Source organism: Paraburkholderia sp. EB58 (genome assembly GCF_050436665.1).
In the GTDB taxonomy this organism is placed as follows: domain Bacteria; phylum Pseudomonadota; class Gammaproteobacteria; order Burkholderiales; family Burkholderiaceae; genus Paraburkholderia.
Map to the genome: position 1 here is coordinate 26395 of NZ_JBNDMQ010000008.1, position 17352 is coordinate 43746.

At 60.5% G+C, this 17352-nt stretch carries 17 protein-coding genes; 13 read left to right on the top strand and 4 right to left on the bottom strand.

Features of this window, described 5'->3' with window-relative positions; genetic code table 11:
* The first annotated feature begins 130 nt into the window (after window positions 1-130).
* Entirely contained in the window at window positions 131-1192 is a 1062-nt protein-coding gene (locus tag P3T40_RS13560; protein WP_429268221.1) for a phytoene/squalene synthase family protein, read from the top strand.
* A gap of 188 nt (window positions 1193-1380) precedes the next feature.
* Window positions 1381-2682 carry a UDP-N-acetylglucosamine 1-carboxyvinyltransferase gene (locus tag P3T40_RS13565; protein WP_429268222.1) on the top strand — a complete coding sequence of 434 codons (1302 nt, stop codon included), beginning with the start codon at window positions 1381-1383 and terminating at the stop codon, window positions 2680-2682.
* A gap of 50 nt (window positions 2683-2732) precedes the next feature.
* On the opposite strand, the gene P3T40_RS13570 is transcribed toward P3T40_RS13565, so the two are convergent.
* The gene (locus tag P3T40_RS13570) at window positions 2733-3815 is read right to left on the bottom strand and encodes an asparaginase (protein WP_429268223.1); all 1083 of its coding nucleotides are present in this window, start codon (window positions 3813-3815) and stop codon (window positions 2733-2735) included.
* A gap of 801 nt (window positions 3816-4616) precedes the next feature.
* On the opposite strand from P3T40_RS13570, the gene P3T40_RS13575 reads away from it, so the two are divergent.
* The 6 genes from P3T40_RS13575 (at window position 4617) to P3T40_RS13600 (ending at window position 8742) form a co-directional block, all read left to right on the top strand.
* A complete protein-coding gene (locus P3T40_RS13575; protein ID WP_429268224.1) occupies window positions 4617-5444 on the top strand; it encodes an IclR family transcriptional regulator in 828 nt (275 codons plus the stop codon).
* Window positions 5445-5536: 92 nt separating this feature from the next.
* On the top strand, window positions 5537-6259 hold the full coding sequence (locus P3T40_RS13580; protein WP_429268225.1) for an amino acid ABC transporter permease: 723 nt from the start codon (window positions 5537-5539) through the stop codon (window positions 6257-6259).
* Complete coding sequence (locus tag P3T40_RS13585) at window positions 6256-7044, top strand: amino acid ABC transporter ATP-binding protein (protein ID WP_429268226.1); 789 nt, start codon at window positions 6256-6258, stop codon at window positions 7042-7044. The genes P3T40_RS13580 and P3T40_RS13585 overlap by 4 nt, the downstream gene beginning before the upstream one ends.
* A gap of 46 nt (window positions 7045-7090) precedes the next feature.
* Window positions 7091-7948: a substrate-binding periplasmic protein gene (locus tag P3T40_RS13590; protein WP_429268227.1), complete on the top strand. Its 858-nt coding sequence runs from the start codon at window positions 7091-7093 to the stop codon at window positions 7946-7948.
* Window positions 7949-8117: 169 nt separating this feature from the next.
* Window positions 8118-8246, top strand: a complete 129-nt coding sequence (locus P3T40_RS13595) for a hypothetical protein (protein ID WP_429268228.1) — start codon at window positions 8118-8120, stop codon at window positions 8244-8246.
* 178 nt (window positions 8247-8424) lie between these two features.
* Window positions 8425-8742 carry a DUF4148 domain-containing protein gene (locus P3T40_RS13600; protein WP_429268229.1) on the top strand — a complete coding sequence of 106 codons (318 nt, stop codon included), beginning with the start codon at window positions 8425-8427 and terminating at the stop codon, window positions 8740-8742.
* Between the two features lie 158 nt (window positions 8743-8900).
* Here the strand turns inward: P3T40_RS13600 and P3T40_RS13605 are convergent, their stop codons facing one another.
* Window positions 8901-11216, bottom strand: a complete 2316-nt coding sequence (locus P3T40_RS13605; protein ID WP_429268230.1) for an FdhF/YdeP family oxidoreductase — start codon at window positions 11214-11216, stop codon at window positions 8901-8903.
* A gap of 162 nt (window positions 11217-11378) precedes the next feature.
* On the opposite strand from P3T40_RS13605, the gene P3T40_RS13610 reads away from it, so the two are divergent.
* The 3 genes from P3T40_RS13610 to P3T40_RS13620 all read left to right on the top strand — a co-directional run bounded on the left by P3T40_RS13610 (window position 11379) and on the right by P3T40_RS13620 (window position 13325).
* Entirely contained in the window at window positions 11379-12794 is a 1416-nt protein-coding gene (locus tag P3T40_RS13610) for a PLP-dependent aminotransferase family protein (protein ID WP_429268231.1), read from the top strand.
* A 7-nt stretch (window positions 12795-12801) separates the two neighbouring features.
* Complete coding sequence (locus P3T40_RS13615) at window positions 12802-13071, top strand: helix-turn-helix domain-containing protein (protein ID WP_429268232.1); 270 nt, start codon at window positions 12802-12804, stop codon at window positions 13069-13071.
* A 119-nt stretch (window positions 13072-13190) separates the two neighbouring features.
* Window positions 13191-13325: a hypothetical protein gene (locus tag P3T40_RS13620; RefSeq protein WP_283204765.1), complete on the top strand. Its 135-nt coding sequence runs from the start codon at window positions 13191-13193 to the stop codon at window positions 13323-13325.
* A gap of 9 nt (window positions 13326-13334) precedes the next feature.
* On the opposite strand, the gene P3T40_RS13625 is transcribed toward P3T40_RS13620, so the two are convergent.
* Window positions 13335-13604, bottom strand: coding sequence for a hypothetical protein (locus tag P3T40_RS13625; RefSeq protein WP_429268233.1), 270 nt, complete (start codon window positions 13602-13604; stop codon window positions 13335-13337).
* Between the two features lie 521 nt (window positions 13605-14125).
* Between P3T40_RS13625 and P3T40_RS13630 the strand changes: the two genes are divergently transcribed.
* A complete protein-coding gene (locus P3T40_RS13630) occupies window positions 14126-14866 on the top strand; it encodes an SDR family NAD(P)-dependent oxidoreductase (RefSeq protein ID WP_429268234.1) in 741 nt (246 codons plus the stop codon).
* A gap of 61 nt (window positions 14867-14927) precedes the next feature.
* Here the strand turns inward: P3T40_RS13630 and P3T40_RS13635 are convergent, their stop codons facing one another.
* Window positions 14928-15851: a LysR family transcriptional regulator gene (locus P3T40_RS13635; RefSeq protein ID WP_429268235.1), complete on the bottom strand. Its 924-nt coding sequence runs from the start codon at window positions 15849-15851 to the stop codon at window positions 14928-14930.
* 158 nt (window positions 15852-16009) lie between these two features.
* On the opposite strand from P3T40_RS13635, the gene P3T40_RS13640 reads away from it, so the two are divergent.
* A complete protein-coding gene (locus P3T40_RS13640; RefSeq protein WP_429268236.1) occupies window positions 16010-17347 on the top strand; it encodes an MFS transporter in 1338 nt (445 codons plus the stop codon).
* Window positions 17348-17352: the final 5 nt, after the last annotated feature.

The following is a 17352-nucleotide window of genomic DNA, read 5'->3' on the forward strand; positions in this document are numbered from 1 at the left end:
CGCGAGGCCTCAAGGGCCTCTGCGGCGGCGCCACGAATGAAACGGGCCCACGCGTGGCTGACAGGACGTTCACGGTTTGCAGATACAATTCGGCAGCGCCTAATTTGTCCCAAACCGACCTGATCGATCCATGCTGAATCCTACCCGGACCTACCTCCTGGGTCCGCTGCTGAAAGGCGTTTCACGTTCCTTTTACCTCACGCTGCGTATCTTGCCCGCCGGAATGCGCGACCCGATTGGTCTCGCGTATCTTCTCGCGCGTGCTGCCGATACGATTGCCGACACTTCGCTGATTCCCCCGGCGCAACGGCTGGAGTTGCTCCTCTCGCTGCGCGCTCAGGTCAACGGTGCGGGCGACCAGGGCGCATTCCTGCGGCGCATGTCGGTGGAGGTGGCGGGGCAGCAGACGCAGTCAGACGAAAAGGTGTTGCTCGAGTCACTCGGCCCCGCGCTGGCGATCCTGTCGCAACTGAGCGAGTCGGATCGCAAGGCCGTGCGCGAGATTGTCTCGACGCTCACGGAGGGAATGGAGTTCGATCTCCGCACCTTCCCGGACGAACGTTCGGGGCAGATCGTTGCGCTTCAGGAATTGTCCGAGCTCGATCGATACACCTATCTGGTCGCGGGCTGCGTCGGCGAATTCTGGACCAGGATGACTTACGCGCACATGCCGGGGACGCTCAAAGGCTCGCCGGAGACGATGTCGGCGATGCTGCGCCGCGGAGTCCGCTTTGGCAAAGCATTGCAGATGACCAATGTTTTACGCGACTGCGGCAAGGATTTGCGGATTGGCCGCTGTTATCTTCCCGTCGAGATGCTGGATCGATTTGGCCTGAGCCCGCAAGACTTGCTGGAGCCGGCCAATTCTCTGCGGGCGCAGCCGCTCCTGTTCGAACTGGTCCGCCTGACCCTCGATCACTTCCGCGAAGCGGTTGAATATACGCTGGCGATTCCGGCTTTCTCCGTTCGTTTGAGGCTGGCCTGCCTATGGCCGGTGCTGATCGGCCTCGAGACGGTATTGTTGCTGGTCCATAACGACGATTGGCTCGATCCGGCCAAGGTCTCCAAGATTCAGCGCGGCAAGGTGTATCAGGTTATCGGCTATTCGATACCGCTGGTGGCGTCGAATACGCTGCTGCGTAGCTGGGCTGAGCGGCTAATTCGGCGGATCGAAGCCCGCTTGCAGGGCTGACGGCGCCAGGCGGCGGCTTTTATATTCGGCGAGCGCCGATATTTGGGAATCGCGACGACGGCGGTCTTGGCTCCGTGCACCAACTTCGCGACATAGCGCAAAAAATCGGCCTCGTCCGATCAGCAGCGGGCCTCGCGCAATGGCATGATATCGGCCTCACGTCCCCCTCTTTTCAGCCCCTGCCGAACATGTCGAACCTGATCGTTCATGGCGGTCTCCCGTTACGCGGCGAGATCGAGCCATCCGCCAATAAAAACGCTGTCCTGCCGATTCTCTGCGCCACGCTGCTGACCTGCCAGCCGTTGCGCCTGATCGGCGTCCCCGAGATTACCGACGTCAAGAAGATTCTCGACATCTTCCGTATGCTGGGTAGCGAGGTGTCGATGGACTTCGGCACCGGCATTCTCGATTTGCATCACCACGCTACTGCCTTCGATCCCGTGGCGCACAAGCTGCCCGAGGAAATGCGTTCGTCGATCATGCTCGTCCCGCCTTTGCTGGCGCGTTTCGGCGTGGCCCGCCTCGAGAACGACGTGAAGGGCTGCACGCTCGGCGTGCGCGAGATCGACCCGCACGTCGAGGTGTTCGAGCGCTTCGGCGCACGGGTCGCACGCACCGCAGATTCGCTGATCGTGCGCGCCGAGACGCAGATGACCGCGAATCAGCATTGGCTGGATTACGCGTCGGTCACTACCACCGAGAACTTCGTTTTGTGTGCGGCGTCGGCGCAGGGTACGTCGACGCTCGTCAATGCGGCGTCTGAACCGCATGTGCAGGAGTTTTGCCGTTTTCTCGCGATGCTGGGTGTCGAGATTGACGGTATTGGCACCTCGCGTCTGAGCGTGTCGGGCGGCAACGCACTCGGCGGCGGAGAATTCCGTTTTAGCGAGGATTTCCACGAAATCGCCACCTTCCTGGCACTGGGTGCGATTACCGGCGGCGACATCGTGGTCCGGAATACCGCGCCCGAGCAGTTTCCGCTGATCGATCGGACTTTCGCCAAGTTCGGCGTGGAAGTGGTACATCGCGACGGCTGGTCGCGCGCGCTCCGTGAAGGGCCGTTGCGGGTGCGCCGGCCGTTCACGCAGAACATCCTCACCAAGGTGGAAGCGGCGCCTTGGCCGTACCTGCCGGTGGACCTGCTGCCTATCTTCATCGCCCTTGGAGTGAAGGCCGAAGGCAGCGCTATGTTCTGGAACAAGGTCTATGACGGCGCAATGGGCTGGTCCGGCGAGCTCTCCAAGTTCGGCGCGCACGTGTTCCTGTCGGACCCGCATCGCCTGATCACGTTTGGCGGGCTGCCGTTGAGTCCCGCCAGAGTCGAGAGTCCGTACATCATTCGGGTGGCGATCGCGCTTCTGATGGTCGCAGCCAGCATCGAGGGACGTTCGGAAATCATGAACGCGCTGCCAATCCGCCGCGCGCATCCACACTTTGTGGAAAACCTGCGCTCGGTCGGTGCAAACGTGGAATGGACCAGCAGCGAATAAGTTGCCACAAACGGTGTCGCACTGGCTCTGTCGGCCACTGTGACGCTCAATTAGGGCAGGGTGGCGGCAACGGATTCAAGCGCAACTGAAAGCGCCATACGCCCGGTCTCCACGCCCATGGTGTTGCGCATTGGCGGGGAGCGGAACGCTTCGAGCTGGGCGCGTTGCGCGGCGGTGCCGATCTCGAGCCGGGTCAACAGATCGGCCACGATGGCGTAAAGCACCGTCGCGTTACCGTCTTCCACCTTCACCGCAATCCCGAGCGCGCCATTGGCGCCAAGCCGTGCCGTCTGCCCGGAGGGCCGGACGCCGATCGCATAGCTCGCGTCTGCTCCCACCTTGGCGACCAGCGCCCCTTCGAAGCTGCGCATCAACGCAGTACAGAAGCGTCCTTCGCCTGCGACCATCTCTGGGTAGCCGGTCATCGCGCGATAGATGCGCGCGAGCGCAGCACTGCGCGCTGACGTTTCCTCTCCGGCGGGTTGCGCGGCAGCATCGGCCAGCTTCGCATACAGCCGCGCAAGACGGTCCAACGGGAAAGCGGGCGTAGGCAGATTGCAGCCGTCAACGGCCCATTGGACGCCCTCGTCGGGCAGATCGCAGACCTGGGCGACCGTATGCTTAACTCGAACTTGCAGCGGATGATCGGGGCGATGGTAATCCTGCACGGCCGCACCGATTGCCTGCGCACCCGCGAGCATTCCTGCGTGCTTGCCGGAGCAGTTACTGCATACCGCGCCAGGCGTAAAGTCGCGTTTGATCCACGACCGGAAGACGGCGTCCGACAAGGGCGGATGGCCGCCGCAGCGCAGATCGGCTTCGCTCGCGTGGGCTTTCGCGATCATCTGGCGGGCGCGCTCGATGTGCCGTTCCTCGCTGTTGTGCGAGCCGCACATGAGCGCGAGATCGGCCTCCTCGAAGCCAAAGCGCTCAAGCGCGCCGGTTTCGAGCACCGCGAGTGCTTGCGCGGGTTTGGCCGCTGAACGTGCCAGCGTCATCCGCGTTGGATCGCCGAAGGCGTAAAGCAAACGGCCCTGCGCGTCGACCACCGCGACGTGCGCAATATGCGTGTTTTCGATCGCCTCGCCACGATAGGTCGTAGCCGCAATCGGCCCGGTTGCGCGCGCAGTCATCAATGTTCTCCTGGACAGTCATTGGGTTGCAGCGGATTTTACGTTTTATATCGCGCAAACCAAACTGTGACGAGCGCAGGCGCGCCGGATTTGTCAGGCCACCGGAATGTCAGCGAGTGGACCCAAATATGTCGTCGCCGCGTCACATTCTTGATAAAGAGTGCATCCTTATTCATATGATGAATAAGGTATTATTTACTGATTCCAGATCGAGTTTGAAATCTATTGAAATGCATTGACGGTTTTTTTACCGATTTCAGCCGGATGGAATTCGCTGTGTTTGTGCTATTCATTAAGCGAGCCAAGAATTCGATCAATTTCGTCGAACTGGGCTTGCGACAATTGATGGTTTTGCATGACGGTTTGCAGGCGTTTGCGCCAGTAAGCGCGAGGCAAGCCCGACTGGTCGAGATCCGACTCGGATAAGCGCTCGATTACGAGCCGGATATGCATAATTTCGCTATGGACGAGTTTCGCCGAATGCGCCCCTGACATTTTCGACTGCCCGCCAATGCACAAGCCCCGGTCGGAGATTATTCCCATTGTCGCTTGCCGCCGAGCTGGTGACGCCGCGCAAAAAGCCCCGGAACGCGTCGTCGGCTCGAATGCGGCCTCCTGTCGCTATTTTTCGTGGTAGGGCGCACCTTGAATCAGGAACGCCGCGCGCCGAATAATTAATTGTTCGGTCCTACCGAACTGGGTTCGGTAATAGATTCATATTAATTTCCGGATTAGTGACTGTCAATATGAGATGTGGGATGCTATCGGGGTAGCTTCATCAATCTGAGGAATCAAAACAAAATGACAGATGCAGCTCAATCTACAGAGGATCGATACGCGCTACGCAGCGTGAGTCGCGCGCTCGATGTCCTTGAGGCCTTGGGGAAGGCCGGCAACGAGGGGATGACCGTTGCAGGCGTGGCTGAGCAGATCGGTGTATCTAAAAGCACGGCGTTTGCGTTATTACAGACGCTTCTGCTGCGCAACTTCGTGGCTGATGTACGGCTTGGCGGTTCACGCCGCTACCGGTTAGGACTTTCGCTCGTATTTCTGGGCGACCGAGCGGCGGAAGATGTTGGCGTGTCGCAGCTTGCGATGCCGGTGCTGCGCGAACTCACGGAGTCGACCGGTTTGACTTCGCGCCTTGCGATACTTGATCAAGGCTACGCGGTGGCGATCAGCCGCGTCGACGCGCCCGGTATCTTGCGGATCGCATCCGCGCTGGGGCAACGCGAACTGCCGCATTGCTCGGCGCTGGGCAAGTCGCTACTCGCGCTGCTACCGCCCGCGCGGGTCGTCAAACTGCTCGCGCAAACCGGCATGCCGCGCCGCACCGAATACACTCTCGTGACGCCCGCCGAATTGATGAACGATTTGCTGCTGGTTGCCGAGCGCGGTTACGCGTTCGACAACGAAGAGGACAACATCGGCGTGGTGTGTATCGGCGCGGCCATTATCAACCGCGAAGGCGAGGGTGTCGCCGCGATCAGCGTCACTACGCTGAAGAGCGGTTTGAGCGACGACGACCTGCATGAGTTGGGCCGCACCCTGCGCAGACATGCGGATCGTGTGAGCCGGAAGCTCGGCGCGGAAGTCGATCCGGAAGTCCTCACACTTCAAACGACCTAGGCCACGAAAACGAGTGGATTGCCTTGACGCGACGCCGCGCTACGATGTGCCGGCGTGGTTGCGCGCGTGGGGCATTGGCACGAAGGAACCCCATGCTGACGACATTTCTTGGCCTGTTCGATTTCCACGGTGCGGGCGATTACATGCCCGCGCTGTTAAGAGGAGCGGCCACGAGTCTGGCGCTAACTGCCTGCATCATGTTGATCAGTCTGCCACTCGGGCTGCTGATCGCCCTCGTTAAGCTCAGCCGCTCGCGGATCCTGCGCACTTGCGCGTCGACTTATATCGAGGTGATTCGCGGCACGCCGGCGCTATTGCAACTGTTCTACATCTATTTCGTCCTGCCTTCGTTCGGGATTCGTTTCGATCCATTTATGGCGGGTGTAATCGGGCTCTCGATCAACTATTCGGCTTACCTTGCCGAGGTCTACCGCGCCGGCATTGCCGCGGTTCCGCAAGGCCAGATCGAAGCCGCCAAAGCCCTCGGGATGTCGCGCCGCAAGATGTTGCGGCTGATTGTGCTGCCCCAGGCGATTCGCGTGGTAATTCCGCCGCTCGGCAATTACGGCATTTCGCTCTTCAAGGACACCTCACTGGTTTCGATCGTCACCGTCAAAGAGCTGATTTTCACGGGGCAAATCGTTTCGTCGACGAATTTCCAGTACGCGACCGTGTTCACGATCATCGGAGCGATTTACCTCGCGTTCTCCTATCCGAGCGCGTTGCTGGTGCGCTGGCTCGAACGGCGCATGAGTGTGGGCACAAAGGTGAAGCCGGTGGGTGGCGCGTCGCAGGCCACGGTGGCGACGCAATGATCCGTCTTGAACGTGTCAACAAGCATTTCGGCGACGTGCATGCGTTGAAGGACGTTTCGCTCAGCGTCGCGAAAGGTGAGGTGCTGAGTGTCGTGGGACCGTCCGGTTCGGGCAAGTCGACGATGCTTCGCTGCATGAATCATCTGGAAACCATCGACAGCGGCACGATCTATGTCGATGAAGTCCCCGTTTACCAAACCCTAAAGAACGGCAAGCGACGTACCGATAGTGATAGAGCGGTGGAAGCGATTCGGGTCAAGGTCGGCATGGTGTTCCAATCCTTCAACCTGTTCTCGCATTTGAGCGTGATCGAAAACATTACGGTCGCGCCGATCCACGTACTCGGTCGTTCGTCGTCCGATGCAATGCTCGAAGCAAACGCCTTGCTCGACAAGGTCGGTCTGCTGGCGAAAGCGAATGCCTATCCGCATGAGTTGAGCGGTGGGCAGCAACAACGCGTGGCCATCGCGCGTGCGCTGGCTATGCAGCCGGAGGTCATGCTTTTCGATGAGGTGACGTCGGCCCTCGATCCGGAACTGGTGGGGGAGGTGTTACGCGTCGTGCGTAAGCTTGCCGATGAAGGCATGACGATGGTCGTTGTCACGCATGAAATGGGTTTCGCGCGTGAAGTATCCGATCGCATCGTGCTCATGGCGGATGGACGTATCGTCGAAGAGGGCGACCCAGCGGCGTTTTTCGCAGCACCCCAGCAAGCGCGCACCCGAGAATTCTTGCGCTCGATGTGGGAACGAAACCGGCAACTGGGTGGAACCGTGAGTCTATGACGCTACTGAAAACCAAGGCTTAAAAACAATGACCAGGGAGCTTTCCATGAGAATGGCAACGCTAATGTTTGCTTCGATGGTGGCGGGTCTGCTTTTTGTTTCCACAGCCTGGGCCGCAGACGACGCTGCAATCAACGGCGTGCGTTTCGACGGCGGCGACGGTTCTTACAAACGCGCGGTCGACAGCGGCATTACCTTCGTGATTGCCGCCGACCCGCCTTCGACGTTCCAGGACAACAGGACCAACAGCTTCGATGGCGCCGACGTGCGTATCTTTCGCGAGATCGCCAAACGCCTTGGCATCACCAAGGTAACGTGGAATATCGTGCCCTTCGACGCGATGATTCCCACGTTGCTGTCCGGTCGCGCGGACGTGATCGTGGATAACCTGCATGAGACTGAAACGCGCTTGCGGGTCGTGGCGTTCACCAGTCCGGCTTATTGGTACGGTTCGGGTATCGCGGTGCGACGGGGTAATCCTTTGAAGATTCATGCGTGGCCCGATTTTGCCGGCCGTACCGTGGGGACGCTGCGCGGCAGTATCAACCACCAGTTGCTCAGCCAGCGCAAAGACCTGAAGGACCTCAAGCTCTATACGAGTAACGAGGCTGAATTCGCCGATCTGATAGCCGGACGCCTCGATGTGGCGATGGAAGACGACATCAAGATCTCAGCGTTCCTGAAGCAGCACCCCACCGCTGCCATGCAGATGGTGACGGACTACAAGCCGCTGCCGCAGGAATACGGCTACGCACGCTACACGCTGCGCAAGAGCGATGTCGATCTGAATGATGCCGTATCGCGTGCGCTCGATGAAATCCGCGCAGACGGCACGCTCGGCGCGATCATCTCGCAGTTTGGCTACAGCGACCGCAACCTTTGGTACTTCCCTGTCAAAAATTGACGCGCGCGGTTGACAGATGCCGCCCGCGCGGGGCGGCGACAAACCATCGCACCGCGCAAAATCCGCTTCTCCCAAACTTCACCGTACAATCACGCCTTCGCAAACCGTACGGCTCGAGTCGTGCGGTGTACGGCGTATGCCATTCCTTGAATCGAAACCTGAAATACTTGTGACTTCCTCCTCCAACGCTTCTGCTTCTGTCCCCGCCCCGCGCAAATCGCTGACCATTATCCAGACGCTCGTCATTGTCGGCACGGGCGGCCTGATCGCTTCCTTGCTGGTGAAACTACTGGTCTAGCCGTGCGCTGCGCGCCTCCGTCGTGACCGTCGCGGTCGAGCGCGCTTTATATCAAATGGCGTAACAATGTTTCGCAAACATGGTGATTACTCCAAGTGGATTGCATAACTACAATGCAATCACTGGCTGCGAATAAGGTGTTCGCAGCGGCAGAAAATAAAATCTGGAGGTCGTTACCATGAAGTCGCTTATTCAAGCTGTTGTTGTGGCCGCCGCACTGGTCGCTCCTGTCGCATCGTTTGCTCAGCAGTCGAACGCCCCCGTCACCCGCGCGCAAGTTCGCGCCGAACTGGTTCAGCTCGAACAAGCCGGCTACCATCCGGGCATCTCGGATCCGTTCTATCCGTCCAACATTCAGGCTGCTGAAGCTCGTGTGGCTGCGCAAAACAGCGCCGAAACGTCTTATGGCGGTGGGACCAATGCTACTGCAGTCGGCGTGCACGCTACCGCGCCTGCAGCTTCGACCGGCGTGAAGCCGGTGTTCTTCGGCCAGTAAGCCATTGATGGCGGCCCATCCGGTCGCCGGTCACCGGCCTGTGGATGCGCAATATCCTTGCGCACCTCCCAAACGCGAAGTGAAGTGAAAAAAAGCCGTTCCGACGCAAGTCGGAACGGCTTTTGCGCTTTCGGCCCGCGGCCAAAGCCGCGTTCGTCTCAGGCGGCGACTGCCTCTTCCACCGATGCCGTGAGCAGCACCGGAATCGACTTCGAGGTCGGCGTGCCGGCCCCGTCTGCGACCGACGAAAGCGGCACCAACGGATTCGTCTCCGGGTAATAGGCGCCAAGGCAGCCGCGTGGAATGTCGTACTCGACCAGCAGGAAGCTATCCGCCCGCCGCTCGACGCCGTCGTCCCACACGCTCGTAATGTCCACGCGCTGGCCCACTTCAAAGCCAAGCATGTCGATGTCCGCCCTGTTGGCAAACAGCACGCGGCGTTGACCGAACACGCCGCGATAGCGGTCATCGAGCCCGTAGATGGTGGTGTTGTACTGGTCGTGCGAACGGGTCGTCATCAGCGTCAGCAGGCGCTCGCCGTGGCGGACGCGGGCGCGGTGAATCGGCGAGTCGACCGAAATCGCGTGCACGAGGAACTGTGCCTTCTTGCTCGGCGTATTCCAGATCCGGTCGCGCGAGGCGACGCCCAGGTGGAAGCCGCCCGGATTCTTGAGACGTTCGTTGTAGTTCTCGAAGCCGGGGAACACCTTTTCGATGCCGTCGCGGATCAGCGCGTAGTCGTTCGTATGGGCGCGCCAGTCGACCTTGGCGCTACCGAGCGTCGCCTCGGCCATGCGTGCGACGATCGCGATTTCCGACAGCAGATTCGGCGAAGCCGGTTTGTTCATGCCGTACGAGATGTGCACCATGCTGAACGAATCTTCGACGCTCACGCCTTGCGCTACGCCGTTCTGGATATCGATCTCAGTGCGGCCGAGCGTCGGCAGAATCAGCGCGTCGCGACCATGGATGAGATGGCTGCGGTTCAGCTTGGTCGTGATATGCACGGTCAGATCGCACGAACGCATGGCTTCCCAGGTACGCGGCGTGTCCGGCGTCGCAATCGAGAAATTGCCGCCCAGGCCGATAAACACCTTTACCTTGCCGTCGAGCATTGCCTGAATCGAGTTCACGACATCGAGGCCATGTTCGCGCGGCGGCTCGAAGTCATACACCTTGCCGAGACGGTCGAGGAACTGCTGGGTCGGACGCTCTTCAATCCCCACCGTGCGGTCGCCCTGCACATTCGAGTGACCGCGCACCGGGCACAAACCCGCGCCGCGCTTGCCGATCATGCCGCGCATCATCATCAGGTTCGACAGGATCTGGATCGTCGGCACCGAATTCTTGTGCTGCGTGAGGCCCATGCCCCACGTGGAAATGACGGCTTTACCTTTGACGTAGATGTCGGCGAGCTTGAGCACGTCGTCCATCGGCACGCCCGATTCGGCGATGATGGTGTCCCAGCTTTCGGCGCGCAGATCGTCAGCGAAGGCCTCGAAACCGACCGTATGCTGAGCGAGGAATTCCACATCAAGCACGCGTTCGCCGCCGCTCGCGAGGGCCGCGTCGTCCAGTTCGATCACGCGCTTGGCGACGCCCTTGATCAGCGCGAAGTCGCCGCCCACCGTCGGGCGAATGAACACGGAGCTAATCTTGGTGCTGCCCATGGTCAGCATTTCAATCGGGTGCTGCGGGCTGGCGAAGCGCTCGAGGCCGCGTTCCTTGAGCGGGTTGATCGACACGATGGTCGCGCCGCGCTTGGCGCATTCGCGCAGTTCGCCGAGCATCCGCGGATGGTTGGTGGCCGGGTTCTGGCCGAAGATCAGAAACGTGTCGGCGTGTTCCAGATCGTCCATCGTGACCGTGCCCTTGCCGACGCCCACCGTACCCGGCAAGCCGCGGCTGGTTGCCTCGTGACACATGTTCGAGCAGTCGGGGAAGTTGTTGGTGCCGTACATGCGCACGAACAGCTGGAACAGGAACGCGGCCTCGTTGCTCGCGCGGCCCGACGTGTAGAAGGCGGCGCGGTCGGGATCGTCGAGCGCTTTCAGGTGACGCGCGATCAGGTCGAACGCCTCGTCCCAGCCGATCGGCACGTAGCGGTCGCGAAGAGCGTCGTAGACCATCGGGTCGGTCAGGCGGCCGTGCTGCTCGAGCTCGTAGTCGGACTGCTCCATCAGCTCCGCAATCGTGTGCTCCTCGAAGAACTGCGGCGTCACACGCTTGCTGGTTGCCTCAGCCGCGACGGCCTTGACGCCGTTTTCGCAGAACTCGAAGGTCGACGCGTGTTCGCGATCCGGCCACGCGCAGCCCGGACAATCGAAGCCATCAGGCTGGTTCTGCTTGAACAAGGTCCTGTAGTTGCCGCCTGTGACCTTCTCCTTGATGAGGTTGATCGCGACGTATTTGAGCGCTCCCCAGCCTGCGGCGGGGTGAGTGTAGGGTTCGATGCGCGCTTCGGGTTTCTTCATGGCCTTGCTGGCGGAAATAGGCGGATTTGTCGATGAACGCAAGCTTACTGTGTTCCGAAAAGATGGCGGAACACAGAAAACTGGAAAGGCGAGGGATACAGTTTTTAGCGATTTGGCATAGACTTCGGGCATTCCCTTTGGCCATTTGCTGTTGTCTACCCCTTGAAGCTCTACGAAAAACTCGCCGATGAAATCGGCGAAGCCGTCCGCCGCGGCGTGTTCGCGGCGGGCGAGCGAATTCCCTCGGTGCGGCAGTCGAGCCAGCAGCACGGCGTCAGCATCAAGACCGTGTTGCACGCCTACGCCTTGCTGGAAGGGCGCGGGTTGATCGAAACGCGGCCGCAATCGGGTTATTTCGTGCGCGAACCGATGGCGTCGCCCCAGCTCGGCCGCGAGCAGGCCGCGCCGACGCCCGCGCCCGCTACAGAAGTCGACGTGAGCCGGCTCGTGCTGTCCACGCTGCGCAGCATCCGCGCGCACGACGCGTTGCCGCTCGGCTCGCCGTACCCTGACCCCACGCTGTTCCCGTGGCGCCGCATCAACCAGTACGCGAACGCGATCGCCCGGCGTCATTCGAGCTGGAACCTGATCGACGACCTGCCGCCCGGCAATCCGGAACTGATCCGCCAGATCGCGCGGCGCTACGCCGAAAACGGCGTGCCGGTGGATCCGGATGAAATCATCATCACGCTTGGGGCGACCGAGGCGATCAATCTGAGCTTGCAGGCGGTGGCGAAGCCGGGTGACACGGTGGTGGTCGAGTCGCCGACTTTCTACGCGATGCTGCACGCCATCGAACGACTCGGCATGCGCGCGATCGCAGTGGCGACGCATCCGACCGATGGGATCGACATCGAGGTGCTGGCGCGGATCATCAGCGAGCAAAAGATCGCGGCGTGCATGGTGATGCCGAACTTCCAGAATCCAATGGGCTTTCAGATGCCGGACGAAAGGAAGAAGCAGCTTGTCGATCTGCTCACGGCGCACGATATTCCCGTGATCGAAAACGACGTCTATCAGGAGCTCTATTTCGGCGAATCGCGGCCGACGACGCTCAAGAACTTCGACACCAAGGGCCTGGTCTTGCACTGTGCGTCGTTTTCGAAGAGCCTGACTGCGTCGTACCGGATCGGCTGGGCGATGCCGGGCCGTTATCGCGCGCAGGTTGAAAAGCTCAAGTTCCTGAACACGCTGACGACGCCTTCAGTGCCGCAGGTGGCCGTGGCCGACTATCTGCGCCAGGATGGCTACGACCGCCATTTGCGGCATGTACGCAAGTTCTACCGGCATCAGGCTCGCCTGATGAGTGCGATGGTGCAGCGTTTCTTTCCGTCGGGTACGCGCATTTCTTCGCCACAGGGCGGCTACGTGCTGTGGGTGCAGATGCCCGAACGCGTCGATTCGATGCGGCTTTATCAGGCGGCGCTTGCACTTGGCATTACGGTGGGCCCCGGCTACATGTTTTCGATGCGCAACGATTTCCACCACTTTATCCGGCTGAACTATAGCTATCCCTGGACCGCGCAGACCGAAGCGGCGCTGAGGACACTTGGCGGTCTGGTTGCAGAGATGGCCTGAGGAGATATTGATGAACGACGAAGTCGATCCGATGCTGGTCGCCATACTGATGCAACTGTGGCGTGCGCAACAGGAAACGCCGGGGCGCGACTGGTCACTGGCGAAGCTCTCGAAGCAGGCCGGCGTGCCGATGAGTGCGCTGCGGCGCCATCTGACGGCGCTGGTCGATGGCGGCATTGTCGAGACGACTCTTACCGAGGAAGGCACCGGCACTGCGCGTCTTAGCGAGGCGGGCCGCAGCCTGTGCGCCGAGCTGTTTCGCGATCCTGCGGAATGAGTTGAGTTTCACGGATGCGCGCGCGGCAGACGTTAAGCGCGCTTTTTTGGTACCTTATAGTTGCCTAGCTAACTATTTGAGGGTCGCATGCGGATTTAGCCGTTGCGCCTATTGTCACCATGAAACGTATTGCAGCCTTTTCTCTCGCGACCTGGTCGGCCGCAGCCATTCTGTATTTTGGCCAGCATTCGGTCGCATTGATCGCGCTTAGCGGCGTGGTCGTGCTGGGCGGCTTCGACCTGCTGCGTCCCTGACTGAATCCTTCACTCGCCGCCGCGCAATTTCACCGCGACTTCATGCCAGTCGCGCACGCCTTCTTGCAGCGCGTTGCACAGTTGCGCGTCGACTTCGCTGAGTCGCTTCCATAGTTCATTGAGTTGTTTCTCCCGCACCTCGAACACCGCTGCGGCGGCCATTTTGCGCGTGCCCCGCAAGCGCTTTTCAGCTTCGAGGCACTCCAGATAAAGCGTCGCGACCTGGGAATCGGCAAGATCGAGCGGACCAAGCTCGATACTGCTTAAACGTGTGTTCATTGTTTCCTCGAAATGCCCGTAGATTTTTATTTTGTTTGCCGCGACTGACCAGCTATGTACTGGACGTGCGATAAATCATGCCGAAATAACAGGTGTCCTGATCGGTGCGGCACAGTATGCCGGGTCCGTGTTTAATATGGCAAGGATAATCGACCGGTCAAACCGTATTTATAGGAAGCAAACGTTTTCGTCCAAAGATGCAGGACAACTTGATATGCAGATCAGATGGTTGTCTGTAGAAACCAACTCGTCGAGGTGTTGAAGCACTGCCAGCAATTGCCGGCCACCGCGGCGCATCGCCGTCGGTCTGGCCCCCTTCCTCCTATGCCCGAGAGGCATGCCTCCCTGCTTACAAGGTCTTTGTAGCGGCTCCCACGCAAACCTATAGTCATTGCACCACCACGCATTAAACGTGGCGCTATGCAGAAACCCTTCTAAATATGATCCGGGCAAAGGCAATAGTCAGTCATTAACCGGATCGGTGATGTGGTCAATCGCTCACGGAAACCTTAGGAAATCACATGTCCAAGTTAACTGAAAAAGTGGCACTCGTTACCGGCGGTTCACGCGGTATTGGTGCGGCAATCGCGAAACGTTTGGCCGCGGATGGAGCGAGTGTGGCCATTACATACGCGAAGGACGCCAGCGCGGCCTCGGCCGTGGTCAAAGAGATCGAACTCAATGGCGGAAAGGCTATTGCGATCCAGGCGGATGCTACTGATGTCAAAGCTGTTGAGGCTGCGGTCGAAAAAACTTTTACGACCTTCGGCCGGCTGGATGTGCTGGTGAACAATGCCGGCACGGCCATTCCGAAACGGTTCGAAGACACGACGCTGGAGGAGATGGATCGAGTGATCGACATCAACATCCGCGGCGTATTTGCTACGACCAAGGCCGCGCTGAAGTACCTCGGTGATGGTGGCCGCATCATCATGATCGGTTCGGCGGTGGGCGAGCGTGCCATCGCTCCCGGGCTGGTGCCCTACGCAGCCACGAAGGCAGCCGTAAGGATGTTCACTCAGGCGCTGTCCAGAGAGGTGGGAGGCCGGGGCATTACGGTCAACAACGTGCAGCCGGGGCCGATCGATACAGACTTGAACCCAGCTTCAGGCGATTGGGCGGTGCCGCAGAAGGCTGCTACAGCGCTCGATCGCTACGGGCGCGCTGAGGAGATCGCCGCAATGGTCGCGTTCGTCGCCGGCCCGGACGCCTCGTACATTACCGGGGCGAATCTCACCGTGGATGGAGGGATGAACGCCTGAACCTGGGTACATATTCGGCCTACGGATTTGACGAAGGGTCGCGCCGATGCGGTTCGCGGGCTCACGCGGCGCGAATCGCGTCTATCACGAGTTGCGTGGCGGGCCGGATACGGCGGTTTTTCCTGAGAATCAGTCCGTATGGCGCGAGCCGCCCGCGCAGCGGTGTGCTCAGCGCGGCCATCGTCCCGAGTTCGACGTAGTAATGCGCGACGGAGGTGGGCAGCACCGCCAGCATGTCGGAGTCGAGCAATAGCGAAAGCGTGGTGAGGATCGACGAGGTCTCCACCGTGCTGACGGGCGGTGCGACGCGCGACTCGCGAAAGGTCTGATCGATGATCTGCCGCATCGGGCTTGGATGCGGCTGCACGATCCACGGGTACGTCGCGAGTTCGGCAAGCCTCGGACGAATCGTTGCGCGCGCAACTGGATGGTCGGGCCGCGTAACGATCGACAACGCCTCTTCTCCCAAAGTCTCGAAGCTCAGATCGAGCGCCGGAAAACCATCCGGAATGCGCCCGAGCATGATGTCCAACTGATCTTGCTGCAGCGCTTGCACGAGCACATCGCTGGTATCTATCTGCACGGAAATCTGCAATCGCGGATGCGCGGCCTTAAGCGCGACGATGGCGTGCGTCAGCAGTTCGGGGGCCGGCGCCATGACGGCGCCAATTCGCACCTTGCCGATATCGCCGGCCTCGATGGCTGCCAGTTCGTCGCGCAACTCATCCAGATCTTCAAACACCACCCGCGCGTAGCGCATGACCGCTTCACCGAAGATGGTCGGCTCCATGCCGCGCGCGTGCCGGACAAACAGCGACACGCCGATGGTGTCTTCCAGCTCCTTGAGCGCCTTGGTGGCGGCGGGCTGCGTCATCGCAAGCTCGTCTGCGGCGCGTCTGAGCGACTCCGTCTCCGATAGCGCCACCATCAGTTGCAGGTGGCGCAGGCGCAGGCGTTTGCGGATGGTCGAGGCGGGCGCAATCATGGGAGTGATAACTCCAGGGAATCGGCTGATTCGATTTATTCACTAGTCAGTTATCGCATAGTTTCGCACACTAGCGGTACCGAAGCAGGAAGCCGTATCGAACGCACCGCGGCAATCACTGCCCTCGGTGCAGATAAAAAGACTCAGGAGACGAATCAATGAACGCGACAAGCGGCGTGGCGCTGGATGGCGCCATCACGAAGGCACGCACAAGACTGCTGCCTTTTCTCGTGCTGATGTACGTACTGGCTTTTATCGACCGGGCGAACGTCGGCTTTGCAAAAAGCGTCCTGCAGGCCGATACCGGTTTGAGCGATGCGGCGTTCGCGTTCGGTGCCGGCGTCTTCTTCATCGGCTACGCGGTATTCGAAGTCCCCAGCAATCTGTTGATGTACCGGCTCGGCGCACGTGTCTGGATGAGCCGCATCATGGTCACCTGGGGGATCGTCTCGGCGTGCAACGCCTTCGTTCACGATGCGTCGAGTTTTTACGCGTTGCGCGTCTTGCTCGGTATCGCCGAGGCGGGCTTCTTTCCCGGCATCATCCTGTTTCTGTCGAGCTGGTTTCCGGCGCGAGCGCGTTCACAAACCATGGGCGTGTTCTACTTCGGCTTTCCGCTCGCGATGCTGCTCGGCTCCCCGGTGTCAGGCCTGCTGCTCGACGCGTCGAACCCCTTTGGCATGCACCCGTGGCAGTGGCTATTTGTGGTGGAGGGCATCGCGGCGTCCGTGGTCGGCGTTATCGCCTTCTTCTACCTCACCGACCGTCCCGCTGACGCACGTTGGGTCGACACTGCACAGCGTGATGCACTGACCGCCGCCCTGCGCGCAGAAGACGACCGCAAACGCGCACACGGTCCGGTTTCCGTATTGGCCGCGCTGCGCGATCCACGCGTGCTGTTTCTCAGCCTGATTTACTTCGCCGTGCAGATGAGCGTGTACGGCGTGGTCTTCTACCTGCCCACCCGCATTGCCGGGTTGACCGGCGGCCATGTCGGCATCAAGGTGGGCTTGCTCACTGCCATACCGTGGATCTCGGCGATTGCCGGCACCCTGGTCGTCACGCGTATCGCGGACCGGATGGGTTATCACCGCAACTGGGCGGCCGCGATGCTCACACTTGCGGCACTCGGCATTGCCGCCTCGGCAATGACCTCGTCGGTTGCGCTCGCCATCGCCGCGTTTTGCGTGGCGGCGATCGGCTTCGTCTCCGTACAGCCGCTCTTCTGGACGTTGCCGACCGGCTACCTCGGCGGCGCGGCGGCAGCGGGCGGCATCGCACTCATCAATTCAATCGGCAACCTGGGTGGGTTCGTCGCGCCCAATCTCAAGGCGTTCGCCGAGCGCTTTGTGGGTTCGCCACAGGCCGGCACGTTGTCGCTGGCGGTGGTGGGTCTGATCGGCGCGGCGCTGCTGCAATTGTTCAGGTCCACGTCTGCGCCCGCCAGTCATGTATCCGATTCTGCCGCATCGCTTGGCGAGCGGCCCAGCCATTAACTCTT